We start from the raw sequence: 22580 nt of genomic DNA, 5'->3' as shown, positions 1-22580 counted from the left end.
CGCCTAGGGTGAGGGAATGATCCGCATCCATCTCACCAGCGTGTTCGTCGACGATCAGGCGCGCGCCCTCGACTTCTACACGCGCGTCCTCGGCTTCGAGGTGCGTCAGGATGTGCCGCTCGGCGGCGAGGACCGCTGGCTCACGGTGGGCGCGCCGGGGGACGATGCGGTGCAGCTGCTGCTCGAGCCGTCCGGCCATCGCGCGGTCGGGCCCTACCGGCAGGCGCTCCGCGAGGACGGCATCCCGGCGACCCAGTTCGCGTGCGACGACGTGCGCGCCGAGCACGAGCGGCTCGTGGCGCTCGGCGTCGAGTTCACAATGCCGCCCACCGACATGGGGCCGGTCACCGTCGCGGTGCTCGACGACACGGTGGGCAACCTCATCCAGCTCGCGCAGATGAGGGGCTGAGCCCTACCCCTCCTCGGGGTGAGGCTTGTTCGGGCTGACGGGCGGGAGCGCAGACCACGGGAACGTGATCCACAGGTCGGTGCGCTTCCACACGTAGTCGGGGTCGATGATCGAGTGCGACTTCGCGTAGAGGACCACCGTGCGGACCTCGCCCGCGTGCTGCTCCATCAGGGCCTTCACGAGCGCGAGGGTCTCGCCGGTGTCGGCGACGTCGTCCGCGACCAGCACCTTGAGACCCTTCATCGCGTCGGTGTCGAGCAGCGGCGGCAGCAGCACCGGCGCGGGCAGACGCTCGTCGATGCCCGTGTAGAACTCGACGTTGAGCGTGCCGACGCCCTTGGTGCCCAGCGCGTACGAGATCGCGCCGCCCACGGGCAGGCCGCCGCGGGCGACCGCGACCACCACGTCGGGCTCGTAGCCGGAGTCGACGACCGCCTGCGCGAGCTCGCGCGACGCGTCGCCGTAGCCCTGCCAGGTGAGGATCTCGCGCTCGGGGGTGTCGGTCATCGGGGGCTCCTCGCAGGGCGGTGTGGGGCGTGGCACTCATTGAACCATCGCCGCCGCCCGCACCGGCGGCCCGCGGTCCCGATTAGCCTTGCCCGATGGGTTTCTTCACGTCCGAGGGTGACACGCGCCGCTTCTACGAGGCCGACGCGTGGTTCCAGGCCTGGCTCTCCGCGAGCCCGAAGAGCGCCGAGTACCTCGCGACGCGCCTGCGCAAGGCGACCGGTCACGACCTCCACTTCACGCCCGCGGAGCTGCGCCCCACCATCGACTGGGTGACCCGCGACCTGCGCCGCGACCGCTCGGCGATCAAGCCCGACTGGGCGTACCGCTCGGAGCTCGGCGGCGAGCTCACGATGCACGGCGCCGCCCTCATCGACGGCCTGCTCGTCTACGTGGGCGGCCTCGCCGACGATCACCAGCCGCTCACGTGGGGGCTCGACCGTCGCGAGGGCTCGCCCACGTACCTCGACCCGGTGCTCGGCCCCGGCGGCCCGCCGATCGCGCTCCTGCCGCACGCGGTCGCGGCGATGGGCCACGGCCGCGCCGCGTGGGACTCGATCGAGGACGTGCTGCGGTGGTTCGCCTCGCCCGGGACCCTCACGTACGAGGCGTTCGACACCCCGGCCGACGTGCGCGAGTCCTTCATCCCGTCCGGCGGCCTCTTCAAGCGGGCCGTGCGCCCGAGCGAGCTGCCGTCGGCGCCCGCATCCGCGCTGCTCGGCCCGGTCCACGAGGGCGACCCGGGCCTCGTGGTGAACGATGCGGGACCCGGCCACGCGCCCGGCACGCCGTCGGACGCGACGCACCACGCCATCGTCATGCTCGCCGCCGGCGCGATCGACGAGCCCGCGCTGCTGCGCTTCCTCCGCGGCTGCGACGCCGCCCCCGGGATCTCCCGGGTGGCGTTCCGCAGCCACCACGTGCTCGAGGTGTGGGCGCCGGGCCTGCTCACCGTCGAGGTGCTGGCCGCGCTGCGCGGCGCCGCCCGGACCGAGCTCCCCTCGCGCCCGGACGATGCCCCGCTCACCGAGGACGACCGCCGCGGCCTGCTGCTGCGCGCGCCGTTCCTCGAGCGCCTGGGCAAGCACCAGGACCTCGCCGTGCGCACCATCGAGGTGGACGGCTGGGACGCCACCGTCACCGTGCAGACCCCGTGGCTGGACGACTACACGTACACCGTGGCGCTGCACCCGCGTGTGGTCGAGTCCCTCACCGAGGCACGCATGCAGGCCGTGGCGGACGCACTCGGGCTGCTGCCTGGCGTGGACCGCGTGCTGTGGGAGGACGCCGAGGGCGTCCACGTTCACGGCCCGGGCCTGTCCGCCGAGACGCTCGCGGACGCGGTCGCGGAGGCGCTGGCGTAGCCCGGTTCGCGTGCCTCAGCGCCGGTAGACCTCGCGCCGGTGGCCGACAGCGAGCACGACGACCACGAGCACGCCGTCATCGATCGAGTAGATGACCCGGTAGTCGCCGATCCGGACCCGGAAGAAGGCGCTGTCGACCAGCCGCCTGGATGCCGGCGGCCGCGGATCCTGTGCGAGCAGCTCGATCGCGCCTCGGATCCGTGCCTGGTCGCGCGCCTGGATCCGCGCGAGCGCCTTCGCGGCGGACGGGCGCAGCGTGACGCGGTAGGTCACGTCCAGCCGAGCTCGGCCTTGACCTGCTCCCAAGGGATCGACTCGCCATCCTCCGCGAGCGCGGCCTCGGCGGCCGCGATGTCCTCGGCATCTTCGAGCGCCTCGATCATCCGCTCGTACATGTGCGGGCTGATGACCACCGCCTCGATGGCGCCGCGGCGCTCGAGGAAGATCGCGCGCTCCTGGGCGCGCTCGATCACGCTGCGCAGCTCGGCGCGAGCCCGTGACACGGGGACGATCTCGACCATTCGTCGATTGTACGTTTCGCGCGGTCGACTGTACGGGGCTGTGGGTGAGGCCCCGTGGCGCGCCGTGAGGCGGCGACATCCCTGGTCAAACCCTCGATGGGGGTGCAGGATGACCCCATGGGGGACACCAACGGGCGCATCGACGCGCCACACCGCGGCGCTGCCGTCGCGGGGATCATCATCTCGCTCACGCTCGTCGTGACCATGCTCGTCGCGCTCGCGATGCTCGGCCGTGGATCGGGCAGCGTCGAGTGGAGGGACGCGACGCTGCCCACCTACCCGGCCGCGGACTGGTCGGGCGACGCGGCGCCCGTCGCGGACGGGCTCACCGCCGAGCCCACCGCGGGCGGCACGATGTGCACGATGGCGATCGCCGTCGAGGGCTCCGCGAACGTGGGCGTGCTGGTCGCCGACACGTGGCGCGGCACGTGGCCGGTGGTGAGCGGCCAGGTGTCCGAGGACCCCGTGCCCCGGCTCCAGCACGGCCGCGACGGAGTGATCCTCGAGGCGCCCGGCGACGGCTCGAGCGCGATCGAGGTCTCGGGACGCGTCCTCGACCCGGCGGATCCGGACGATGCGGCGCTTGCCCAGGCATGGACGGACCGGTGCGGCGCGGCGGTGGACGCCGTGGTGCAGGCCGCTCCCCAGGGACTCACGGGCGGCGAGCTGTGAGCGCCGAGGCGGCCCAGGCGCGCGAGGACGCGCCGATCCGCAGGCAGGCGCCCACCAGGCGGGCCGCGCTCGCGGGCGTGATCGTCGCGGGCGTCGCGCTCGCGCTCGTCTTCACGGCGGCGTTCTGGGAGCGTCCCGCCCACGTGCCCACCTACGCCGCGACGGACTGGTCCGGCGAGGCGCTCGAGGTCGCCGGGTACGCGCAGGTCGCGTCGCACGGGCTCTTCACCGCGTGCCCCACCGCGACGCTCAGCGACGGCACCACCGCCGGGCTGCTGCTCGTCGACGGGTGGAGCGCGTCCATCCCGGGCATCGGGGCGGGTGGCGGCGGCGCCGTCGCGTCGCTGCGCGGTCCCGATGGACTGGCGGTGGCGGACGGATTCGACCTGGGCGGCGACCCGATCGTGGGCCGCATGCTCGACCCGGGCGCACCGGCCGACGCGGCCCTCGCCGACACGTGGACCGCGATGTGCGGCGCCGCGGACTCGGTGGTCCTCGTCGAGCCGGGCTCGACCGTGCACTTCCCGACCGTGAGGAACTGACCGCCCTCCGGGCCGTGGGGGTCCGGGCGCGCGGATAGGATTGCCGGGTCACCGCCGGCACCACCCATGAGGACTTCATGACCGACGCGCTCCAGCCCACCGCCGCCCAGCTCGACACCGTCGGCTACGCGGAGAAGACCCCCGACCAGGAGCAGCCCTGGGGAGAGCTGGGCCTCAAGCACGACGAGTACCAGCGCATCCGCGACCTGCTCGGTCGCCGGCCCACCAACGCGGAGCTCGCGATGTACTCCGTCATGTGGTCGGAGCACTGCTCGTACAAGTCCTCCAAGGTGCACCTGCGCCAGTTCGGCGAGAAGACCACGCCGGAGATGAAGCAGCGCCTCATGGTCGGCATCGGCGAGAACGCCGGCGTGGTCGACATCGGCGACGGCTGGGCCGTCACGTTCAAGGTGGAGTCGCACAACCACCCGTCCTACGTCGAGCCGCACCAGGGCGCCGCGACCGGCGTCGGCGGCATCGTCCGCGACATCCTCGCGATGGGCGCCCGCCCGGTCGCCGGCATGGACGAGCTGCGCTTCGGCGCGATCGACCACCCCGACACGGCCCGCGTGGTCCACGGCGTGGTCTCCGGCGTCGGCGGCTACGGCAACTCGCTCGGCCTGCCCAACATCGGCGGCGGCGCGCGCTTCGACTCCTGCTACCAGGGCAACCCCCTCGTCAACGCGCTGTGCGTGGGCAAGATGAAGCACGAGGACATCCACCTCGCGTCCGCCGAGGGCGTGGGCAACAAGGTCGTCCTGTTCGGCGCCCGCACCGGCGGCGACGGCATCGGCGGCGCCTCGATCCTCGCGTCCGAGACGTTCGAGGACGGCGTCCCCGCGAAGCGCCCGTCCGTCCAGGTGGGCGACCCCTTCATGGAGAAGGTGCTCATCGAGTGCTGCCTCGAGCTGTTCGCGGCCGACGTGGTCCAGGGCATCCAGGACCTCGGCGCGGCCGGCATCTCGTGCGCGACCTCGGAGCTCGCCTCCAACGGCTCGGGCGGCATGCACGTGTGGCTCGACGACGTCCTGCTGCGCGACCCCACCCTGAACGCCGGCGAGATCCTCATGTCGGAGTCGCAGGAGCGCATGATGGCGGTGGTCACGCCCGAGAAGCTCGAGCAGTTCCTCGCGATCACCGGCAAGTGGGACATCGAGTCCGCCGTGGTCGGCGAGGTCAACGACTCGGGCCGCCTCACCATCGACCACCACGGTCAGCGCATCGTCGACGTGGACCCGCGCACCGTCGCGCACGACGGCCCTGTGTACGACCGTCCGTTCCACCGTCCCGCGTGGATGGACGGGCTCCAGGCCGACCGCTTCGCGGCGGCCCTGCCGACCGACGGCGACGCCCTCAAGCAGGCGTTCATGACGCTGCTCACCAGCGACAACATGGCCTCGCGAGAGTGGATCACGCACCAGTACGACCGCTACGTCCAGGGCAACACCGCCGCGTCGCGCCCCGACACCGCCGGCGTGGTCCGCATCGACGAGGAGACCGGCCGCGGCGTCGCCATCGCGACCCGCTCCAACGACCGTTTCACGAAGCTCGACCCGTACAGCGGCGCGCGCCAGTCCGTCGCGGCCGCCTTCCGCGGCGTCGCGATCGCCGGCGCCGAGCCGACCGCCGTCACCGACGGCCTCAACTTCGGCTCGCCCGAGGACCCCGACTCGATGTGGCAGTTCGCCGAGGCCATCCGCGGCCTCGCGGACGCGTGCCAGGAGCTCGGCGTCCCGGTCACGGGCGGCAACGTCTCGCTCTACAACGGCACCGGTGAGCCGGGCCGCATCGACTCCTCGATCAACCCGACCGCGATCGTCGGCATCCTCGGCATCCTCGACGACGTCGCCCGCGCGACCCCGTCGGGCTGGCGCGAGGACGGCCAGCTGCTGTTCCTGGTCGGCACCACCAAGCCGGAGCTCGACGGCTCCGAGCTCGCCGCCACGCACGGTCACCTCGGCGGACTGCCGCCCGTGCTCGACCTCGCGTGGGAGAAGGAGCTCGCCGAGATCCTCATCGCCTGCTCGCGCGACGGCCTCGTCGACGCCGCCCGCGACGTCTCGGAGGGCGGCATCGCGGCCGCGGCCGCGTACGGCTCGCTGCGCTACGGCGTCGGCGCGCGCATCGTCCTCGACGAGATCTGCGAGCGCGACGGGCTGACCCCCGCGCAGGCGCTCTTCTCGGAGTCGCAGGGCCGCGCGCTGCTGACCGTCCCGCGCACCGAGGAGCCCCGCTTCGTGGCGATGCTCGAGGCGCGCGGCGTGCCGTTCGCCCGCGTCGGCGTCACCGGCGGCGACGTCATCGACGTCCAGGGCCAGTTCGAGGTCGGCGTCGCCGAGCTCCAGGAGGCCTGGGAGGCCCCGCTTCCCGCACGCTTCGCGTAGGACGATGCGCGGGTAGGGGCACGTGAGGACGCGCGCCTGGGCGGGCCTGGTCCTGCTGTGCGCGGCGACCGCCGGACTGGTGGTCGCCGCGACGCTCACGGGTGCGTCCTCCACGCCCTGGGCCGGGACTCCCGGCGTCTACCAGGAGGGTCGCCTCGATGCCGCCGCACGCGCGGTGCCCGTCGCAGACGCGGCGACCGTCCTGGCCGAGGGCGCCTACGAGGCCGAGCAGGCCTCGCCGTGGCGCCTCGACCTCGACGGCGAGTGGAGCTTCCGCTGGTCGCCTTCGGCGTCGGACGCGGACACCGGCTTCGTGGACCCCGCCGTCGACGTTTCGGGGTGGGACACCGTCGAGGTGCCCCACCAGTGGCAGCTCGACGGCTACGGCGACCAGGCCACGCACGACCTCGTCTACCTCAACGAGGAGTACCCCTGGGAGGCCTACGGGGAGCTCGACCCCTTCACCATCCCGGATGAGGGCAACTCGGTCGGCTCGTACCGCCGCTCGTTCGACGTCCCGGACGCCTGGGACGGCCGCCGCACGGTGCTCGCCTTCCAGGGCGTGAAGTCCGCGTACACGGTGTGGGTCAACGGGATCGAGGTCGGGTACAGCGAGAGCAGCTACTCGCCCGCGGAGTTCGACGTCACCGCAGCGGTGCATCCCGGCGCCAACACGATCGCGGTGCTGGTGCACCGCTGGTCCGACGGCTCGTGGCTCGAGAACCAGGACCAGATCGACCTGTCCGGCATCTTCCGCAGCGTCGACCTCTACTCGACGCCGCTGACCTACCTCGCCGACCACACCGTCACCACCCACGTCGCGGACGACCTCGCCTCCGCCACCGTCCACGCCGACGTCGAGGTCGTCGGGGACGCGACCGTCCGCGCCACGCTGCACGACGCCGAGGGTGCCGTCGTCGGGGAGGCGACCGGCGCATCGTCCACCATCGACGTGCCCGACGCCCGCCTGTGGTCCGCCGAGGACCCGTACCTCTACACGCTCGTCTACGAGCTCCTCGAGGGCGGCGAGGTGACCGAGACGGTCGCGACGCGCGTGGGGATCCGCGAGTTCGGGATCGTGGACGGGCTCATGACCCTCAACGGCATGCCGCTCGACATCAAGGGCGTCAACCGCTCCGAGATGAGTCCCGACACCGGGCAGGCCTTCACCGAGGAGCAGACCCGTGAGGACCTGCTGCTCATGCGTCAGCACAACATCACGGCGGTGCGCACGTCGCACTACCCGGCGAGCCCGGACCTCTACCGCCTCGCCGACGAGATCGGCATGTACGTCCTCGATGAGGCGAACCTCGAGACCCACGAGCTGCGGCGGTTCCCCGACGGCGCCCCCGAGTGGGACGCCGCCGTGATGGACCGCATCGTCAGCCTGTACGAGCGCGACAAGAATCACCCGTCGGTCCTGTGGTGGTCGCTGGGCAACGAGGTCGGGCCGGGCGAGATCTTCGCGGAGGCCGCCGACTGGCTGCGGTCCGTCGATCCCGGACGGCTGGTCCATTTCCAGGAGGACAGCACGGTCGCGGACGTCGACGGGGTGTTCTATCCGTACCTGTCGACGCTCGAGGAGCGCGCCGCGACCACCGCCGGGCGCCCGTGGATCATGACCGAGTACCAGCACGCGCTCGGGAACGCCCTGGGTGGCATCGAGGAGTTCTGGCAGGTCATCGACACCAACCCGGAGATGCAGGGCGGCTTCGTGTGGCAGTGGGCGGACCAGGCGATCCGCCTGCCGATCGACGGCGGGGTGGGCGCGCTTCCCGTGGCGGACGATGCGCCCGCCGGGTCGACCTACCTGTCCTACGGCTCCGACTGGGGCGACGCCCCGACGGACGGGCCGTGGACGCTCAACGGGGTGGTCAACCCCGACCGGGTGCCGCAGCCCGAGCTGGCGGACCTCGCCGCCGTGTACGCGCCCGTCGAGCTGGTGTCCTCCGACGGGTCGCGGATCCAGGTGCGCAACGAGCATCTTTTCACGGACCTGTCTGAGCTCGCGGCCACCTGGACGCTCGAGGCCGACGGCGTGCCCGTCGACTCGGGGTCGCTCGTGGTGTCGCTCGCGCCGGGCTCGACGGGCTGGGTCGACGTTCCCGTCACCGCGCCTGCCGACCCGGTGGCCGGCGCGACCTACCGGGTGACGGTGTCCTTCGCGCTCGCTTCCGACAGCGCGTGGGCCTCGGCCGGGCACGTGGTCGCCTCGCTGCAGACGACGATGCCGTGGGACACCGGGACCGCCGCCGTGCCTTCCACGTCGGGACGGGTGGCCGTCGACGACTCGGGCGACGCGATCACCGTGACCGGCGAGGGCTTCACCGCGGCCTTCTCCACCGCGACCGGGGCGCTCACCTCCTACGCCGTCGACGGCGCCGACCTGCTCGCCGAGCCCTGGCACCCCGACTTCTGGCGCGCCCCCACGCAGAACGACCTGCTCAACGGCGTCACCGACAACGCCCGCTCCTGGGAGGGCGCGGGCGAGGCGCTCGAGGACGTCGACGTGCGCATCGTCTCCCGGTCCGCGGACGCCGTGACGCTCGACGTGACCGCCACGGTCCCCGCCACCGGCGACCCTTCGTGGAACGCGACCTACACGGTCACGGGCGACGGGGCGATCGCGGTCGATGCGACCCTGGGAGCCACCTCGCGCGCCTTCGAGATCCCGGCCGTCGGGATGGAGTTGACGCTCCCCGGCATGTACCAGCACCTCACGTGGCTCGGGCGCGGGCCGGGCGAGAGCTGGGGCGACCGCCACGCGGGGCAGCTGACCTCCCTGTGGACCTCCACCGTCGCGGATCAGGTGTTCCCGTACGTGGTCCCGCAGGCAACCGGCAACCACACGGGCGTCGAGTGGTGGGCCGTGACGGACGATGCGGGGGCCGGGCTGCTGATCGCCGCGGGCGTCGCGCCGCTCGAGGCCGCGACGCTCCCGGTGACGGAGGCCGCGATCGAGGCGGCCGGTCGTCCCTTCGAGCTCGAGCCGGACGGCCTGGTGCACCTGTCGGTGGACGCGGTGCAGCAGGGCCTCGGGCTCACGTGGGGCGAGCGCGCGCTGCCGTTCGCGACGGTTGCAGGCGACGAGCCCCACATGCTCGCGTTCACCTTGTCGCCGCTGCGCGCGGGCGAGGACCCGGGCGCGACCGCGCGGGGCCTCGCCGCGATCGGTGCTTCCTGACCCCTTGGTGCGTTGCGCCGATGGACGTACAGTTTTCTGTACGTCAGGAGGTGTGCCATGAAGACGATGTCCTATTCGGAGTCGCGTAAGAACTACGCGAGCGTCCTCGACTCGGTGGTGGATGACCGTGAGGAGGTCGTCATCACACGCGCCGGTCATGAGCCGGTCGTTATCGTGTCGCTCGACGACTACGAGTCGCTCAAGGAGACCGCCTACCTCCTCCAGAACCCAGCCAACGCGCGCCGGCTGCTGAGCGCCATCGAGGACCTCGAGGCGGGCCGCGGCGAGGTGCACGAGCTCCTCGAATGATCCTCGTGTGGCAGGCGCGAGCCTGGGAGGACTACGTCCACTGGCAGGAGCAGGATCGGAAGGTCCTCCGGCGGATCAACGTGCTCCTCAAGGACATCGTCCGAGGCGCGGCCGACGGCGCGCCGCACGAGGGGATCGGCAAGCCTGAGGAGCTCAAGCACGGCCTTCACGGCTACTGGTCGCGGCGCATCACAGACGAGCACCGCCTCGTCTACAAGGTGGTCGGCGACGAGGTGCGCATCGCCGCCTGCCGTTTCCACTACACGGACTGAATACGCTGGACCCATGCCTCCCCGCCGCCGCATCCCCGTCGCCGCCGGCCGCGAGGCCGTCCGCCTGTGGGCGGCGCTCACAGATGCGGGCAACGTCGAGCCCGGCATGACCGCGATGGCCGTCCGCTTCTCGCTCGAGGAGCTCGCCGCCGTCGCGCCTGGACGCTCGCTCGAGGTTCGGGTCCCGCCGTGGGGCGCGACCCAGTGCGTCGAGGGATCGGTCCACCGTCGAGGCACCCCGCCCGCCGTCGTGGAGATGTCGCCCGAGGTGTGGCTCGGCCTCGTGACCGGCCGTCTGACCTGGGACGATGCGGTGGGCGCGGGCGACGTCGATGCGTCGGGGGAGCGCTCGGACCTGTCCGCGCTGCTGCCGCTCGCGCTGTAGGCCCGCCCCCGCTCGCATTGTCGGTGCCCCCGGCTAGCGTCGGGAGCGGGGATCGGGGGCGACGTGAACGACTGGAGCGCCGAGGACACGGACGAGGGCGACGTCGAACGCCTCGGGCCGGACATCTGTCGCACCGAGTGGGGAAGGGCGATCGGCGGGGGCCTGTACGAGTTCCGAGTGCGTCAGTCGCTCGAAGCTATAGCGGGTGCATCGGCCGATCGCCCAGGCGCGGATCGACAGGCGCTGCTCCGGGTCTTCGGCTCGTTCCATGGAGGCCGGGTCATCCTCCTGTTGGGTGGCTATGACAGGCGGCGCGACCCTTCGGCGAAGCGCCAGCAGCGGGAGATCAGGACGGCGCGCCGGCGCTTGACTGCGTGGCGCGACCGTCGCCGGCGACGTTCACTGCGTATGTGCTCCACCACATGCTGGGGTGGGGCGATGAAGGGAGCGTCGTGATGGGCAAGCGATTCAGTGAGATCGCCGACGAAGTGCGAGCCGGCTGGTCCGATGAGGCTGCTGCGGTTCACGCCGCCTCAGCGCGCACCTTCCAGGCGGAGATGGATCTCCGCGCAGACCTCGGAGCGGAGATCTCGCGCCTGCGCGGGGCTCGGCGCCTGACCCAGCCCGACCTCCAACGGCTCTCCGGCATCGAGCAGGCTGAGATCAGCCGGATTGAGCGAGGCGTGGGGAACCCGACCCTCGCGACCCTCGAGAAGTTGTCCCGCGCGCTCGGCGGCCGGATCGTCCTGGTCGACGCTGAGGCTGGACGCTAGCCAACGGACCTGCGGCGGCGCCTACGCCGCGATTCGCTCGCGCGTGCCGATCGGCGCGAGCGCGCCGGCCAGCGCCGCCGCGACGGCGACGGACGCCAGACCGATCAGCGCGATGCCGGCCACCGGGATGACGATGTGGGTGACATTCGTCAGCGCCCACAGGGGCCCGACGGGACCGGGCTGCCATTGTCCGGGTGAGGCCTCGATCTCGTTATCCGCCGAGTAGCCGAAGAAGCTCGCGACCGCCACGAGCGCACCCATGGCGGTGCCGAGCGCCACGCCGATCGCCAACGGGACGCCGAGAGTGGCCGCCTGCGCGAGCCGCGCGTCGCGGCGCGTGAGGCCGAGCGCCGACTGCGCCACGGCATCGTCCCGATGCGCCGCGGCGGTCGCGAGGTGCGTCGCCAGCGCGACGAGGGCAAGCGCCCCGCAGGTGAGGGCCGCGACGGAGGGAACGTGGGTCACGCCCATCATGCCGCTCGGCGGGGCCTGGAATGCGGTCGCGAACCAGGCGGTCGTGCTGAGGCCCGCCTCGGCGCTCGGCCCGCCCCGCGACCACCCGTAGAGCGCCGCCCAGGCCTGGACCCCTGCGAGCCCGCCCGTCGCGAGCGCGAGCACGGCCGCCGGCGTCGAGGCCTGCCGGGGCCGCCCGACCAGCGCGATCCCCGCCGCGAGCGCCCACGGCCGTGACGACCGTGCGAGGCGGCGTGCGGCGGCGCGGGTCGCGTCGCGCGTCCATCGGACGAGGACGGCGATCGACAGGATCGCCGCGATCGGCACGGGCACGACCGCCCAGCTGAAGCCGGTGAAGCCCGCGGCTGCCCACCCCTCGAGCTCGACCACGCTCCACGCCACCGTGCCCGCCCACATCAGGGTGAGGACGGCCGACCGGACGCGCGGAGGGTGCTCGGCAGCGGTAACGGGCGCGACGGGCTTGAGCGCCGCGGCGGGGGAGACACGGGAGGCGAGGCGCGCGGGGATCGCGCCGACGATGCCTGCCAGCACGAGCGCGAGCGCGAGCGCGGCGAGGGCCAGCCACGGCGGCAGCAGCGGGAGGCCGGGCACGAGTGCGTCGGGACGCGCGGCGGTGAAGACCGTCCAGTCCAGCCAGGCCGCCGCCCAGCCCAGGGCAAGGGCCGCCGCGCCCGCGACGGCTCCCATCGCGAGGGCCTCGAGAAGGGTGGCCGCGGCGATCGTGCCACGCCGCGCCCCGAGCGCGCGGGCGGTGGCGATCCACCGGGTGCGCTGCTCCGCCTGCGCGCGGCCCGCAGCGAAGGCCATGCCGACCAGGCCGATCGCGAGCACCGCGGCGGTGAGCGCGAGCACGACCGCGACCGTCATCCCCGTGAACCCGCCGAAGTTCGGCGACCCCGGCCACCCCGGGACGTCCTCGAGCTCCGGCGACGAGCGCTGCGCGGCGACCTCCACGCGCATGCGGTTCCCGAAGTCGAACGACTGCTCCCAGTCGAGGAGCGCGAGCGGGAGGTAGGCCCGGTAGCGCCCGTCCGAGGACGTGTGCAGGAGGCCGGACACGGTGAGCGAGGCGACCTGCTGCCAGTCGTCGTCGGTCGCGTCGTCCCGCCAGACCGCCGCGAGGGTGTCGCCCACCCCGAGCCCGGTCGCGTGGGCCCACGAGGCGTCGAGGACCACCTCGCCGAGACCGGGGGCGTGCCCCTCAAGCAGCAGCGCGTCCCAGTCGAGCGCGCCGCGGACACCCGCCGGCTCCGCGGCGCGCTGCGCGGCGGGGAATCCGGCCTCGTCGAACGCGATCGCGCCGGGCGCCCACAGGCCGAGCCCCGGAACCTCGTGGAGCGCGGCGGTCCGCGCGCCGTCCGCATCGGCCGCGTCGAGGACCGCATCGAGCTGTGCGCGGGTGATCGCGGTGCCGGTGTCGCCGTAGGTGGCCCCGAGTTCGAGGGAGCGCGACCACTCGCCGTCGAGCCCGAAGGCTCGCTCGGCGTATGCGGTCACGGCGAGCTGCTGCAGCGCGGTGGCCGTCACGAACACCGCCAGCCCGACGGTCGCCGCGATGAGCGCCCCCGTCCACGCCAGGTAGGCGCGATGCGCCCGCGCCTGCTCCCGCATGAGCTGGATGATCACAGCGCCCCCTCCTTCTCCGCCTCGCGAAGCTCGTCGACCGGGGTGCCGCGCAGCATCGTCGCGCCGACGATCCCCGCCGCGACCACGCCGCCCGCCAGCGCGACGGCCGCCAGCAGCACCGGCATCGTCCAGCCCAGGTGCGCGAGCTCCCAGCCCAGGTCCCACAGGGTCTCGACAGCGTCGAGCGGAGCTCCCGCGCGCAGCAGCGTCGGGTGGGTGCCGAGCATCGCGAGCACGAACCCGGTCGGCAGCGCGATGAGCGCCGCGCACGCGATCGTCACGCCCGCCTCGAGCGCCGGCACCCACCGCAGCGAGGCGGATCGGGCGCCCAGCGCGGCGAGCGTCGCGAGCTCCGTGCGCCGATCGCGGGCCGACGAGGCCGCCAGCGCCACCGTGAGTGCCACCCCGATCGCGAGCAGGACGTAGAGGAGACCCGTCTCGCGTAGCCCGATGGCCGCGAGGCTGCCGTGGATCCCCGAGATCTCCCAGATCCGTGCGCCCGTGTCGCCGACGTGCGCGGTGATCGCGGCGTCGAGCTCGTCCCGCGTGACGCCGGCGGCGGGCCACAGCATCATCCCGGTGACGGGCGCCGCGCCCGCCGCCGGCTCGGCCCACGCCTCGGTGCCGAATGCGTCGAACGCCGCGGTCGGCAGCGCGAAGGCCGCCAGCGGGCCCGCGGGCAGGTCGAGTGCGGCGGGTCCGGTCTCCCACGGGAGGATCCCGTTCGCGAGGCCTGCGCCGTTGCCACGCGTCACCGTGCCGTCCTGGAGGCCGAGCGGTCGCAGTCCGTCGGGGGAGACGGCGGTGAGCCGCGCGGGGTCGACGACCAGCACCGAGTCGGGCGCTGCGGCGCCCGCGGCGGGGTCGGTGACCGGCTCCGCGGCACCCCACAGCACGCCGAAGGGTACGGAGACGATGCGCGCGTCGCCCTCGATCGCGTCGACCAGCGAGGTCGGCAGGGCCTGCGGCTCGTACCCGGGCGCGGTGTCGAAGGACTCCGACGGGTCGAGCGCGGCGACGATGAACGGGGGCGAGAGCGTCGCCGCGACGCTCGACCGCGCATCGTTCACCGCGACCGTGCCGCCGACGCACGCGACGATGACGAGCACCGTCGCGATGGTGCCCGCGGCCAGCACCCGCACCCGGGACCGATGCGCGAGCCCGTCCGCGGCCGCCGCAAAGGCCGCCCCGAGCGGCCGGGAGGCCAGCGCCCCCGCCGTGCGCCGCGACAGGGCTGCGGAGGCGAATGCGACGCCGCGCATGAGGAGCAGTGCCCCGCCCACGAGGAACGCGAAGGTCGCATACCCGACGGCGGCCGTGAGACCCGACGCGACGGAGTCGGACGCGGAGCCGCGGGCGAACCAGATCCGATCCCACGCGAGGAGGCCGAATGAAGCCCCGGTCAGCGCCGCCAGCCCGCGCCACATCCAGAGGCGGATGCGAGTCTCGGAGCGTGAGGGTGCACCCTCGGCGGCCCGCGCGGCGCTCGCGCCCATCGGGGCGGAGGCCACCCGCCCGGCGGCGAGCGCGTAGACCACCGCGGTCACGGCCACGCACACGGCGAGCGTCACGGCGAGCGTGGGGACGCCCCATGCCTCGAAGTGGGCCACGCCGGAGCCGCCGAGCGTGGCCCAGTCCGCGACCACCTGCCAGCCGACTCCGGCCACCAGCCCCACGCCGGACGCCACCATGCCGGCGGAGACCCCGCGCCGGGCCTGCGCGGTCACGTGGATGCCGAGAGGCTCGCCCAGCACGATGCGGGCGCGCCACGCGATGGCCTCGCGCCGTGTGCCCAGCACCCGGAACGCGTAGGCGAGCGGGCTGACGATCGCGAGCGGCACCGCCAGCATCGCGAGCGTCGACAGGCCGAGCGACGGCCCGGCGGGCCAGCTGCTCCCCGACGCATCGGTGACGATCACGAGCGGTGCCGTCATCCCACCCAGCAGCGCGACGAGCCCGATCGTCACGGCCCCTAAATGCCTCATCGCGCCGCCGCCCCGCCGCGCAGCGCATCGGCCGGAGTCTCGAGCCTCTCGGCCGCGGCCGCGAGGGCCGTCACGCCCGCGAACACCGCCACCACGAGCACGCCGCACCCGACCAGGCCCGCCCACCACACGGACTCCAGCGCGGCACCCGCGAACGAGTCCGTGATCACCCCGGTCAGCGACCGACGGGCGGCCTCGAGCGCCGTGATCGTCATCCGTGTGCCGATGCCCGCGACGGCGCCCGCCGCCACGCCCACCGCAGCCACGACGGCACCCTCGATCACCAGCGCGACGCGCAGCACCCGCGTCTCGACGCCCAGGGCGACGAGCGTCGCCGCCTCGCGCATCCCGGCCTTGACCGCTCCCGCGGCGACCGGAGCGAGCACGAGCGTCAGCACGACGGTGGCGATGGCGAACCCCATGAGGCCCGGGACTCCGGGCTCGCCCGCGACGGTGCCGACCGCGACGCCGGACGCATCTGTGGGGACGCGGCTCACCGCCTGATCGATAGCGGCGCGATCCGCGCCGTCCTCGGCGTAGATGAGGAAGTACGGCCGGTGTCCCTCGCCGGTCACCTCATCCGCCGAGACGTAGGACGCCCAGCCGCCCCGCATGGGCACGATCCCCGAGGGCGTGAACCCCTCGGTGGTGACGTCGTTCACATTCGTGGCGCCGGATACCGCTGCCTCGGGGTGCGCGGTCAGGGCCGCCGCGATCTCGTCGTCGATGCCCCACAGGGCGGCGGGGTCCACCGCCACCACCGTGGACCAGGAGTCCTCCGTGCTGAGCTCGGTCCCCTCGAGGACCGCCGCCACGCCGTCGATCGCCCGGAGCGCGTCCGCGAACCCCGTGGCGTCCGCGTCGCCGGAGAGCGCCACGGTCGCGATCGCCGCGTCCGACTGCCGCACACCGGTTCCCGGCGTCAGGAGCACGACGACCGCGAACACGATGCCGCCCACCGCCAGCACGGTCCGCCCCGTCGCCTTCGTGGGGGACGATGCGCGCGCGGCCAGCACCGCCGCCAACCGGGACGCTCCCAGGCCGTCCGCGAGGCCCGCCGCGACCGCGACGAAGCGAGGGGCGAGGCCGCTCGCCCAGGGCAGCACCGCACCCAGGCCGAGCCCGACCAGGCCGATCCACGCGATCCCGATCGCGATGCCGGCGGCGTTGGTCGCGTGGAAGTCCGGCGCGATGTCGTAGCGCGTCGCGAGGACGACGATCACCGTGGCCGCGCCCGCGCCGAGGATGCCGAACACGGCGACGCGTCGCCCGATCCGCGGCGGTCGTGCCGCCTCGACGTCCTCACGCAGCCGCTCGACGGGCGTGCGCCGCGGGCGCCACGCGGCGAGCACGTGCGCGACCGCCAGCGTGGCGCCCACGATCAGGCCCTCGTACAGCCGGGTGCGCCACATCTGCGCGTCCGTGCCGAGCGGCCACCCGGTCGCGTCGAGAAGCACGAGGTGGACCGCGCCGGCCACCACGAAGGCGCCCGCCGCGGCGATGGCGCCATCGAGGAGGCCGCGACGGGCGGCCCGGCGCACGCCCGCGCCGCCCGTCTCGCCGAGCGCCGCGCGCACCGCCGCCTCGCCGGGGTCGGCGGGCCGGATGCGCAGGATCGCGACCAGCACGAAGCACAGGATCGCCGCGGGGATCGCGAGATAGACCAGCAGCCCGATCGCCTCCCACGCCCAGCCGACCCCCTCGGAGCTCATCGAGCACTCGCCCGGGCGGCAGTCGAGCCGTCCCCACGGCTCGGCGATGAGCATGAGCGCGAGCGCGAGCACGCCGGTGGCGACCGCCGCGACGCGCCTCATCGGGCCACCGCCAGGTCCCGCAACGCCTCCGCGGGCGTCTCGAGATGCATGCCCGCTGCGATGAGCGCGGAGACGGCGCCGTAGACGGCGACCATCGTCACTCCCCACGTGATCGCGTCGCTCCACGCGACGGACGCGAGCGCGGTGCCCAGATACGAGTCGGTGATGACGCCGTCGAGCGAGGCTTGTGCCGCACCGAGCGCCTCGAGGATGGCGCGCGTCGCCGTCCCGGACGCGATACCCGCCCCGCACGCCATCGCCGCGAGCGCGAGCCCCTCGACCGCGAGCGCGGACCGGACGACCGTCGCCTCGGCGCCGAGCGCCGCCATGGTGGCCGCCTCACGGGCGCCCGCGCGCATCGCTCCCGCCGCGAGCGGGGCGACCAGCAGCGCGAGCACGGCGACGCGGTACAGGATCCAGCCCGGCACCGCGTCGGGGGCGCCGCGCTGCCACCCGTCGGGGTACAGCGCGCCCATGCCCGGCGCATCGTCGATCGCGCCACCGACGGCGGCGATGATCGCGCGCTTGTCGGCGCCGTCCGCCGCGTAGATGAGGTGGGCGAGCTCGCTCGGCGGGCCGGACGTCGTCGCGGCGTCGATGAAGGCGGCGTCGCCGCCGGCCAGCGGCACGATGCCCGTCGGGCGCAGGTCCCCGTTCGTGACATCCGCCACGGTCGAGGTCGGGGCGACGACGGCGCCGGGGTGCGCGAGCAGCGCGTCCGCGAGGGCGTCGTCGAGACCCGCGAGCGTGGCGGGGTCGACCCGGACCACGGTGTGCATCGCGTCGGCGCCTGCGCGCGCATCCGCCGTGACCACGGCGGCGACACCGTTGATCGCCGCCAGGCGCGCGGCGGTGCCGGGAGCCGCATCGGTGGGCTCGGTGACGGTCATCACGAACCGCTCGCTCTGGTGCAGGCCTGTCGGCGCGTCGCTCATGGCCGCGACCGCGAACGCGAGGGCGCCGAGCACCATGACCGCACGCCCGCCCGACCTGGTGGGCGCTGCTGCGCGGGCCGCGAGCACCGCGGACAGCCGCGGCGCGTCCAGGCGGTCGGAGAGGCCGGCGGCCGCCGCGACCGCGTGCGGGACGGCGCGTCGCGCCGCCGGCACCACGACCCCGAGCGCGAGCGCCACGAGCGCGACGGCCGCGACCGTCCACGCGACGCCGGCTGTGGCGGTGGCCGGTGACGCGGGTACGACGCCGGCGACCAAGGCGACCCCCACGACGGCCGCGGCGGCCGCCGCGGCGACGAGCGCGAGCACCACGGCGCCGCGGCCCGCGCGGCGCGGCGCGTACGGCGCCAGGTCCTCGCGCAGGCGTTCGACCGGGGTGCGCCGCGGTCGCCATACCGCGATCGCGTGCGCGGTTGCGAGACAGAGCGCGACGAGGATCCCCTCGATGCCGCGCATCGCCCAGTAGATCGTGTCGGTGGAGAAGGCCGCCCACCCGCGCGTGGTCTCCAGCGCGACGTGGATCGCGCCCGTGACCAGATACGCGGCGGTCGCCACCGCGAGGCCGTCCCGCAGCCCCGTGAGCGCCGCGCGCGCCGTCCCCTGCGCCACGGACTCGCCCAGCGCGACCCGCACCGCGGCCTCGCCGGGAGCGGCCGGCCGGATCCCGAGGGTCCACACCAGCACGGCCGTGAGCAGCGCCATCGGCACCGACGCGTAGAGGGCGATCACCCCGACCGAGAACCAGGTGAGGGACTCGGGGGCCATGCCGCACACGTCGGCGCACTCGCGCAGGTTCCAGTCGAGAGTCGCGCCCATCGCGGCCGCCGCCGCAGCCCCCGCGACGAATGCCGCGACGCGCCTCATCGCTCGACCCCTGCGAGCGCGTCGAGCCCGGCCAGCACGGCCTCCGGCGTCGGGTCGGTGACGTGCCCGGCGACCTTGCCGTCCGCGAACAGCAGCACGCGCCCCGCGTACGACGCCGCGGTCGGGTCGTGCGTCACCATCACCACCGACTGTCCGAGCTCGCGGCACGACTGGCGCAGGTGCGCGAGGATCTCCGCGCTCGCGTGGGTGTCGAGGTTGCCGGTCGGCTCGTCCGCGAGGACGATGCGCGGCCGGGTGATGAGTGCCCGCGCGATCGCGACGCGCTGCTGCTGGCCGCCCGACATCTCGTAGGGGCGGCGGTCGAGCTCGCGCCCGATCCCGAGCATGTCCACGAGCGAGGCGAGCCACGCGTCGTCCGCGGGCAGCGCGTTGAGTCGGAGCGGCAGCACGATGTTCTCTCGCGCCGTCATGGTCTGCAGCAGGTTGAAGCCCTGGAAGACGAAGCCGACGATGCGCCCGCGCACCCGCGCCAGCTGCTTGTCCTTCATGGCCGTGATCTCGTCGTCGCCCACCCACACCTGGCCGGAGTCGGGCCGGTCGAGCCCGGCGAGCAGATGCACGAGCGTGGTCTTGCCCGACCCCGATGGCCCCATGACGGCGGTGAGCACGCCGGCCGGGATGTCGAGGTCCACGTGGTCGACCGCGGTCACGGCGGCGTCGCCCGCGCCGTAGATCTTCGTCAGCCCCCGCGCCTTGAGCGCGAGAGGGACGTCCCCCCTGGTGTCCATGCCAGCGAAACTATCGGCGCCCGCCCCGCCCGCGCATCGTCCCTCCGCACTGTTCTGGGGTGGTACCCAGGTATGACATCTGGCGAGAAGGATGGGGCCACGGGCGGTGCGGGCGAGCGAGCGCGGAGCGCCCGCTTGTGGAACGTCCGCCTGAGCGTTCTCAGATTCCCCTCCCGAAGGCTTACAAAATCCCCGTTGAAATCTTCTCTAATCTCCCGCTCATGCCTATGATCCAGGGATGACGTACCGAAGTCGGGTTGCCGACCGGCTGCTCCTGGAGGCGCTGGAAGCGGCTGGCGCCGTTCTCGTCGAGGGTCCGCGCGCGTGCGGCAAGACTGCGACGGCGCGCCAGGCCGCGGCGAGTGAGGTCCTGCTCGATTCGGACGACGGGGCGCTCGCGATGGCCGAGGCGTTGCCGGCCCTGCTCCTGGACGGCGCGTCACCCCGTCTGATCGACGAGTGGCAGCTCGCGCCACGCCTGTGGAACCAGGTTCGCCACGCCGTCGACGAGACAGTGGAGCCCGGCCGGTTCATCCTCACCGGCTCCGCGACTCCGGCGGACGACGTGACGCGCCACTCGGGCGCGGGGCGGATCATCCGGTTCCGCATGCGCCCGATGACGCTCCTCGAGTCCGGCGCATCCTCGGGTGAGGTCTCGCTCGCCCACCTGCTCGACGGCGGCACGGTTCAGGGAAGCGTGACGTCGGTATCCGTGCCCGACCTCGCCGAGATCGTCGTGCGAGGCGGGTGGCCCGCGCTCCAATCCCTCGCCGCTGCTCAGGCTCAGCGCACACTTCGCTCGTACCTCGACGACATCGCTCGTGTCGACATCAGCAGTGCGGACCCGCGTGCGTCGCGCCGCGACGCATCGCGAGTGCGCCGCATGCTCGCCTCGTACGCCCGGCATGTCGCGACCTCGGCGAGCATGGCGACGATCGCTCGGGACACGGTTGCAGTCGGTGAGCCCGCCATCAAGGACGACACCGTTGCCGAGTACATCGCCGCGCTCGAGCGGATCTGGGTGATCGAGGAACAGCCGAGCTGGGGCCCGCACCTGCGTTCAAGGGATGTCGTGCGCAAGGCGCCCGTGCGCCACTTCGTCGACCCCTCGCTCGCGGCCGCGGCGATGGGTGCGAGCCCGGACCGGTTGCTGCAAGACCTCGAGTCGTTCGGCCTGCTCTTCGAGTCCCTGGCGGTGCGTGACCTGCGGGTCTACGCCCAGTTGCTCGACGGTGAGATCCTGCACTACCGAGACGCGCGGGGGACGGAAGCCGACGCGGTCATCCAGTTGCGCGACGGCCGGTGGGCATTGGTCGAGGTCAAGCTCGCGGCGAGCCGTGTCGGCGATGCGGCGGCGTCGCTGCGCACGCTGGAGGACAAGATCGACACGAGCCGCTCCGGAGGCCCCGCCGCGCGCATCATCATCACGGGAGGCGAGTACGCCTACACGCGTGACGACGGCGTCCACGTGGTGCCGCTTGCCTGTCTCGGGCCCTGAGTTGGAGCTCGCGTCGTCGCGCCGACGTCAGGCCCCGGCGGGGTCAACGTACTGGCCGACGAAGAGGATCGCGCCGGTGCCGCGGTCGCGGATGACGTAGAGGAACGGGTGGTCGGCGACGATCTCCGCGTCGAACTCGGGCGGGGCGGCCCCCGCGGCTCCCTCGACGACGGTCGCGGCGGCGGCCTCGGTGCCCTTCTCGTCCACGATCACCTTGGTCGCGTGGACCGCCGCGCCAACCTCGAGCTCGGGGCCGATGCCGTCCAGCCCGATCGTGCGGAACAGGCCGGACACGCCGACGCCGTTCTCGATCACGTCGGCGAGGTCGACCGCCGACTCCGTGGAGAACTTCGGCAGCCTGACCAGGACGTGGCCGTTCTCGAGGCCGGCATCGATGTCGGCGAGCACGGCCGCGTCGAGGCCGTCGCGGACCTGGGTGAACGCGCCCTCGTGCGGGACCACGACGAGCATCTCGAGGTCGCCGACGTAGCGCAGCGCGACCGCGTCGTAGTCGTCGGTCAGCACGTAGTCCGCGTAGGTGCCGTGCGTCATGAGCTCGGCGGTGGCGGTGCCGCCGCCGGCGAGGTGGAAGTCCTCCTCGGACGTGACCTCCGCCGCGAACGGGTCCCACCACTGCGCCTTCAGGTACACGGTGTTGACGAGGATGAAGCGCGTCTCGGGTCGCGGGACGTCCACCGGCATCACGTGCGGGATGAGCCCCTCGGTGCGGTCCTTGACCCAGGCGTCGATCCGCTCGCGCGAGCCGGCGGGGTCGTCGACGAGCGGCGCGGTCGTCGCCTCGGCCCCGAACCAGGTCTGCACCTTGTCCACGTACGTAGGATCGGGCGTGACGCGATCGTCGAACCACGCCGAGTTGGCGACCCGCACGATCGGCAGGTCCACCGTGTCGCCCAGCGCGTTCTCCGCGCCGTCGCCCTTCTCGCTCGACACCCCGAGGTCGAGCGAGTTGAACGCGCTCAGCAGCGACTCGCCCTCCGCGGGATATGCGAAGAGCTCCTGGAGCGCCGCGTCCACGGGGCCGGAGGCCCCCGCGTCGACCATCCCGAACGCGAGACCGAGCGACACGGGGGAGACGGCGAGGTTCGTGTCGCCCGCGGCCGCGCGGAAGATGCGCAGGCCGGTCTCGTTGAGCGCGCCGGCCAGCGGCACGGCGGCCGAGGGCGTGGGCGCGGGCCGCGGGACCTCGGGAGCGGCGGGCACGGCGGGCGACATGCATCCAGCCAACACGAGCCCTCCGACAGCGACCCCGATCGCACCCGTCATCAGTGTCCGAC

At 73.6% G+C, this 22580-nt stretch carries 20 protein-coding genes; 11 read left to right on the top strand and 9 right to left on the bottom strand.

All coding sequences use genetic code 11. The annotated features are described in order from the left end of the window. Positions 1 to 16: 16 nt before the first annotated feature. The gene (locus AOM04_RS13270) at positions 17 to 409 is read left to right on the top strand and encodes a VOC family protein (RefSeq protein WP_304512015.1); all 393 of its coding nucleotides are present in this window, start codon (positions 17 to 19) and stop codon (positions 407 to 409) included. A 3-nt stretch (positions 410 to 412) separates the two neighbouring features. On the opposite strand, the gene AOM04_RS13265 is transcribed toward AOM04_RS13270, so the two are convergent. Further along, positions 413 to 916, bottom strand: a complete 504-nt coding sequence (locus tag AOM04_RS13265; RefSeq protein WP_062465268.1) for a phosphoribosyltransferase — start codon at positions 914 to 916, stop codon at positions 413 to 415. 95 nt (positions 917 to 1011) lie between these two features. On the opposite strand from AOM04_RS13265, the gene AOM04_RS13260 reads away from it, so the two are divergent. After that, complete coding sequence (locus AOM04_RS13260; RefSeq protein ID WP_062465267.1) at positions 1012 to 2280, top strand: hypothetical protein; 1269 nt, start codon at positions 1012 to 1014, stop codon at positions 2278 to 2280. A gap of 15 nt (positions 2281 to 2295) precedes the next feature. On the opposite strand, the gene AOM04_RS13255 is transcribed toward AOM04_RS13260, so the two are convergent. Both AOM04_RS13255 and AOM04_RS13250 read right to left on the bottom strand, forming a co-directional pair. Beyond that, a complete protein-coding gene (locus AOM04_RS13255) occupies positions 2296 to 2553 on the bottom strand; it encodes a type II toxin-antitoxin system RelE family toxin (protein WP_062465266.1) in 258 nt (85 codons plus the stop codon). After that, positions 2550 to 2801, bottom strand: a complete 252-nt coding sequence (locus AOM04_RS13250) for a type II toxin-antitoxin system Phd/YefM family antitoxin (protein WP_062465265.1) — start codon at positions 2799 to 2801, stop codon at positions 2550 to 2552. Before AOM04_RS13250 ends, AOM04_RS13255 begins: the two co-directional genes overlap by 4 nt. Before the next feature lie 117 nt (positions 2802 to 2918). Between AOM04_RS13250 and AOM04_RS13245 the strand changes: the two genes are divergently transcribed. The 8 genes from AOM04_RS13245 to AOM04_RS13210 all read left to right on the top strand — a co-directional run bounded on the left by AOM04_RS13245 (position 2919) and on the right by AOM04_RS13210 (position 11322). Then, positions 2919 to 3473, top strand: coding sequence for a hypothetical protein (locus tag AOM04_RS13245; protein ID WP_062465264.1), 555 nt, complete (start codon positions 2919 to 2921; stop codon positions 3471 to 3473). After that, on the top strand, positions 3470 to 4015 hold the full coding sequence (locus AOM04_RS13240) for a hypothetical protein (protein WP_062465263.1): 546 nt from the start codon (positions 3470 to 3472) through the stop codon (positions 4013 to 4015). The genes AOM04_RS13245 and AOM04_RS13240 overlap by 4 nt, the downstream gene beginning before the upstream one ends. A gap of 77 nt (positions 4016 to 4092) precedes the next feature. After that, the gene (purL, locus tag AOM04_RS13235; protein ID WP_062465262.1) at positions 4093 to 6399 is read left to right on the top strand and encodes a phosphoribosylformylglycinamidine synthase subunit PurL; all 2307 of its coding nucleotides are present in this window, start codon (positions 4093 to 4095) and stop codon (positions 6397 to 6399) included. A gap of 22 nt (positions 6400 to 6421) precedes the next feature. Beyond that, positions 6422 to 9583, top strand: a complete 3162-nt coding sequence (locus AOM04_RS13230) for a glycoside hydrolase family 2 TIM barrel-domain containing protein (RefSeq protein ID WP_062465261.1) — start codon at positions 6422 to 6424, stop codon at positions 9581 to 9583. Between the two features lie 57 nt (positions 9584 to 9640). Beyond that, on the top strand, positions 9641 to 9892 hold the full coding sequence (locus AOM04_RS13225; protein WP_062465260.1) for a type II toxin-antitoxin system Phd/YefM family antitoxin: 252 nt from the start codon (positions 9641 to 9643) through the stop codon (positions 9890 to 9892). Then, positions 9889 to 10164 (top strand): Txe/YoeB family addiction module toxin, encoded by a 276-nt coding sequence (locus AOM04_RS13220; RefSeq protein WP_062465259.1) that lies wholly within the window; start codon positions 9889 to 9891, stop codon positions 10162 to 10164. The genes AOM04_RS13225 and AOM04_RS13220 overlap by 4 nt, the downstream gene beginning before the upstream one ends. A 13-nt stretch (positions 10165 to 10177) precedes the next feature. Further along, positions 10178 to 10549, top strand: a complete 372-nt coding sequence (locus tag AOM04_RS13215; protein ID WP_062465258.1) for a sterol carrier family protein — start codon at positions 10178 to 10180, stop codon at positions 10547 to 10549. A 410-nt stretch (positions 10550 to 10959) separates the two neighbouring features. Further along, the gene (locus AOM04_RS13210; RefSeq protein ID WP_062465257.1) at positions 10960 to 11322 is read left to right on the top strand and encodes a helix-turn-helix domain-containing protein; all 363 of its coding nucleotides are present in this window, start codon (positions 10960 to 10962) and stop codon (positions 11320 to 11322) included. 21 nt (positions 11323 to 11343) lie between these two features. Here the strand turns inward: AOM04_RS13210 and AOM04_RS13205 are convergent, their stop codons facing one another. The 5 genes from AOM04_RS13205 to AOM04_RS13185 are packed head-to-tail and all read right to left on the bottom strand — an operon-like array spanning position 11344 to position 19787. Further along, a complete protein-coding gene (locus tag AOM04_RS13205) occupies positions 11344 to 13422 on the bottom strand; it encodes an FtsX-like permease family protein (RefSeq protein WP_062465256.1) in 2079 nt (692 codons plus the stop codon). Further along, positions 13419 to 15389 carry an FtsX-like permease family protein gene (locus AOM04_RS13200; protein ID WP_062465255.1) on the bottom strand — a complete coding sequence of 657 codons (1971 nt, stop codon included), beginning with the start codon at positions 15387 to 15389 and terminating at the stop codon, positions 13419 to 13421. Before AOM04_RS13200 ends, AOM04_RS13205 begins: the two co-directional genes overlap by 4 nt. 14 nt (positions 15390 to 15403) lie before the next feature. Continuing rightward, a complete protein-coding gene (locus tag AOM04_RS13195; RefSeq protein WP_062465254.1) occupies positions 15404 to 17221 on the bottom strand; it encodes a hypothetical protein in 1818 nt (605 codons plus the stop codon). Continuing rightward, positions 17218 to 19038, bottom strand: coding sequence for a hypothetical protein (locus AOM04_RS13190; RefSeq protein ID WP_062465253.1), 1821 nt, complete (start codon positions 19036 to 19038; stop codon positions 17218 to 17220). The genes AOM04_RS13195 and AOM04_RS13190 overlap by 4 nt, the downstream gene beginning before the upstream one ends. Then, positions 19035 to 19787 carry an ABC transporter ATP-binding protein gene (locus AOM04_RS13185; protein WP_062465252.1) on the bottom strand — a complete coding sequence of 251 codons (753 nt, stop codon included), beginning with the start codon at positions 19785 to 19787 and terminating at the stop codon, positions 19035 to 19037. Before AOM04_RS13185 ends, AOM04_RS13190 begins: the two co-directional genes overlap by 4 nt. Before the next feature lie 238 nt (positions 19788 to 20025). Here AOM04_RS13185 and AOM04_RS13180 point away from each other — a divergent pair, with 238 nt between their 5' ends. Beyond that, entirely contained in the window at positions 20026 to 21285 is a 1260-nt protein-coding gene (locus AOM04_RS13180; protein WP_062465251.1) for an ATP-binding protein, read from the top strand. A 27-nt stretch (positions 21286 to 21312) separates the two neighbouring features. Here AOM04_RS13180 and AOM04_RS13175 read toward each other — a convergent pair whose 3' ends face one another. Then, entirely contained in the window at positions 21313 to 22518 is a 1206-nt protein-coding gene (locus AOM04_RS13175) for a serpin family protein (RefSeq protein WP_062465250.1), read from the bottom strand. Between the last annotated feature and the right edge of the window lie 62 nt (positions 22519 to 22580).

Source organism: Demequina soli (assembly GCF_000971195.1).
Taxonomy (GTDB): Bacteria; Actinomycetota; Actinomycetes; order Actinomycetales; family Demequinaceae; genus Demequina; species Demequina soli.
This window is presented reverse-complemented; position numbering and strand designations above follow the sequence as displayed.

Excerpts from the sequence above, each read along its gene's own strand:
- AOM04_RS13270 (WP_304512015.1), top strand. The coding sequence starts at position 17 with ATGATCCGCATCCATCTCACCAGCGTGTTCGTCGACGATCAGGCGCGC.
- AOM04_RS13265 (WP_062465268.1), bottom strand. The coding sequence starts at position 916 with ATGACCGACACCCCCGAGCGCGAGATCCTCACCTGGCAGGGCTACGGC.
- AOM04_RS13260 (WP_062465267.1), top strand. The coding sequence starts at position 1,012 with ATGGGTTTCTTCACGTCCGAGGGTGACACGCGCCGCTTCTACGAGGCC.
- AOM04_RS13250 (WP_062465265.1), bottom strand. The coding sequence starts at position 2,801 with ATGGTCGAGATCGTCCCCGTGTCACGGGCTCGCGCCGAGCTGCGCAGC.
- AOM04_RS13245 (WP_062465264.1), top strand. The coding sequence starts at position 2,919 with ATGGGGGACACCAACGGGCGCATCGACGCGCCACACCGCGGCGCTGCC.
- purL (WP_062465262.1), top strand. The coding sequence starts at position 4,093 with ATGACCGACGCGCTCCAGCCCACCGCCGCCCAGCTCGACACCGTCGGC.
- AOM04_RS13225 (WP_062465260.1), top strand. The coding sequence starts at position 9,641 with ATGAAGACGATGTCCTATTCGGAGTCGCGTAAGAACTACGCGAGCGTC.
- AOM04_RS13220 (WP_062465259.1), top strand. The coding sequence starts at position 9,889 with ATGATCCTCGTGTGGCAGGCGCGAGCCTGGGAGGACTACGTCCACTGG.
- AOM04_RS13215 (WP_062465258.1), top strand. The coding sequence starts at position 10,178 with ATGCCTCCCCGCCGCCGCATCCCCGTCGCCGCCGGCCGCGAGGCCGTC.
- AOM04_RS13195 (WP_062465254.1), bottom strand. The coding sequence starts at position 17,221 with ATGAGGCGCGTCGCGGCGGTCGCCACCGGCGTGCTCGCGCTCGCGCTC.
- AOM04_RS13190 (WP_062465253.1), bottom strand. The coding sequence starts at position 19,038 with ATGAGGCGCGTCGCGGCATTCGTCGCGGGGGCTGCGGCGGCGGCCGCG.
- AOM04_RS13185 (WP_062465252.1), bottom strand. The coding sequence starts at position 19,787 with ATGGACACCAGGGGGGACGTCCCTCTCGCGCTCAAGGCGCGGGGGCTG.
- AOM04_RS13180 (WP_062465251.1), top strand. The coding sequence starts at position 20,026 with ATGACGTACCGAAGTCGGGTTGCCGACCGGCTGCTCCTGGAGGCGCTG.
- AOM04_RS13175 (WP_062465250.1), bottom strand. The coding sequence starts at position 22,518 with ATGTCGCCCGCCGTGCCCGCCGCTCCCGAGGTCCCGCGGCCCGCGCCC.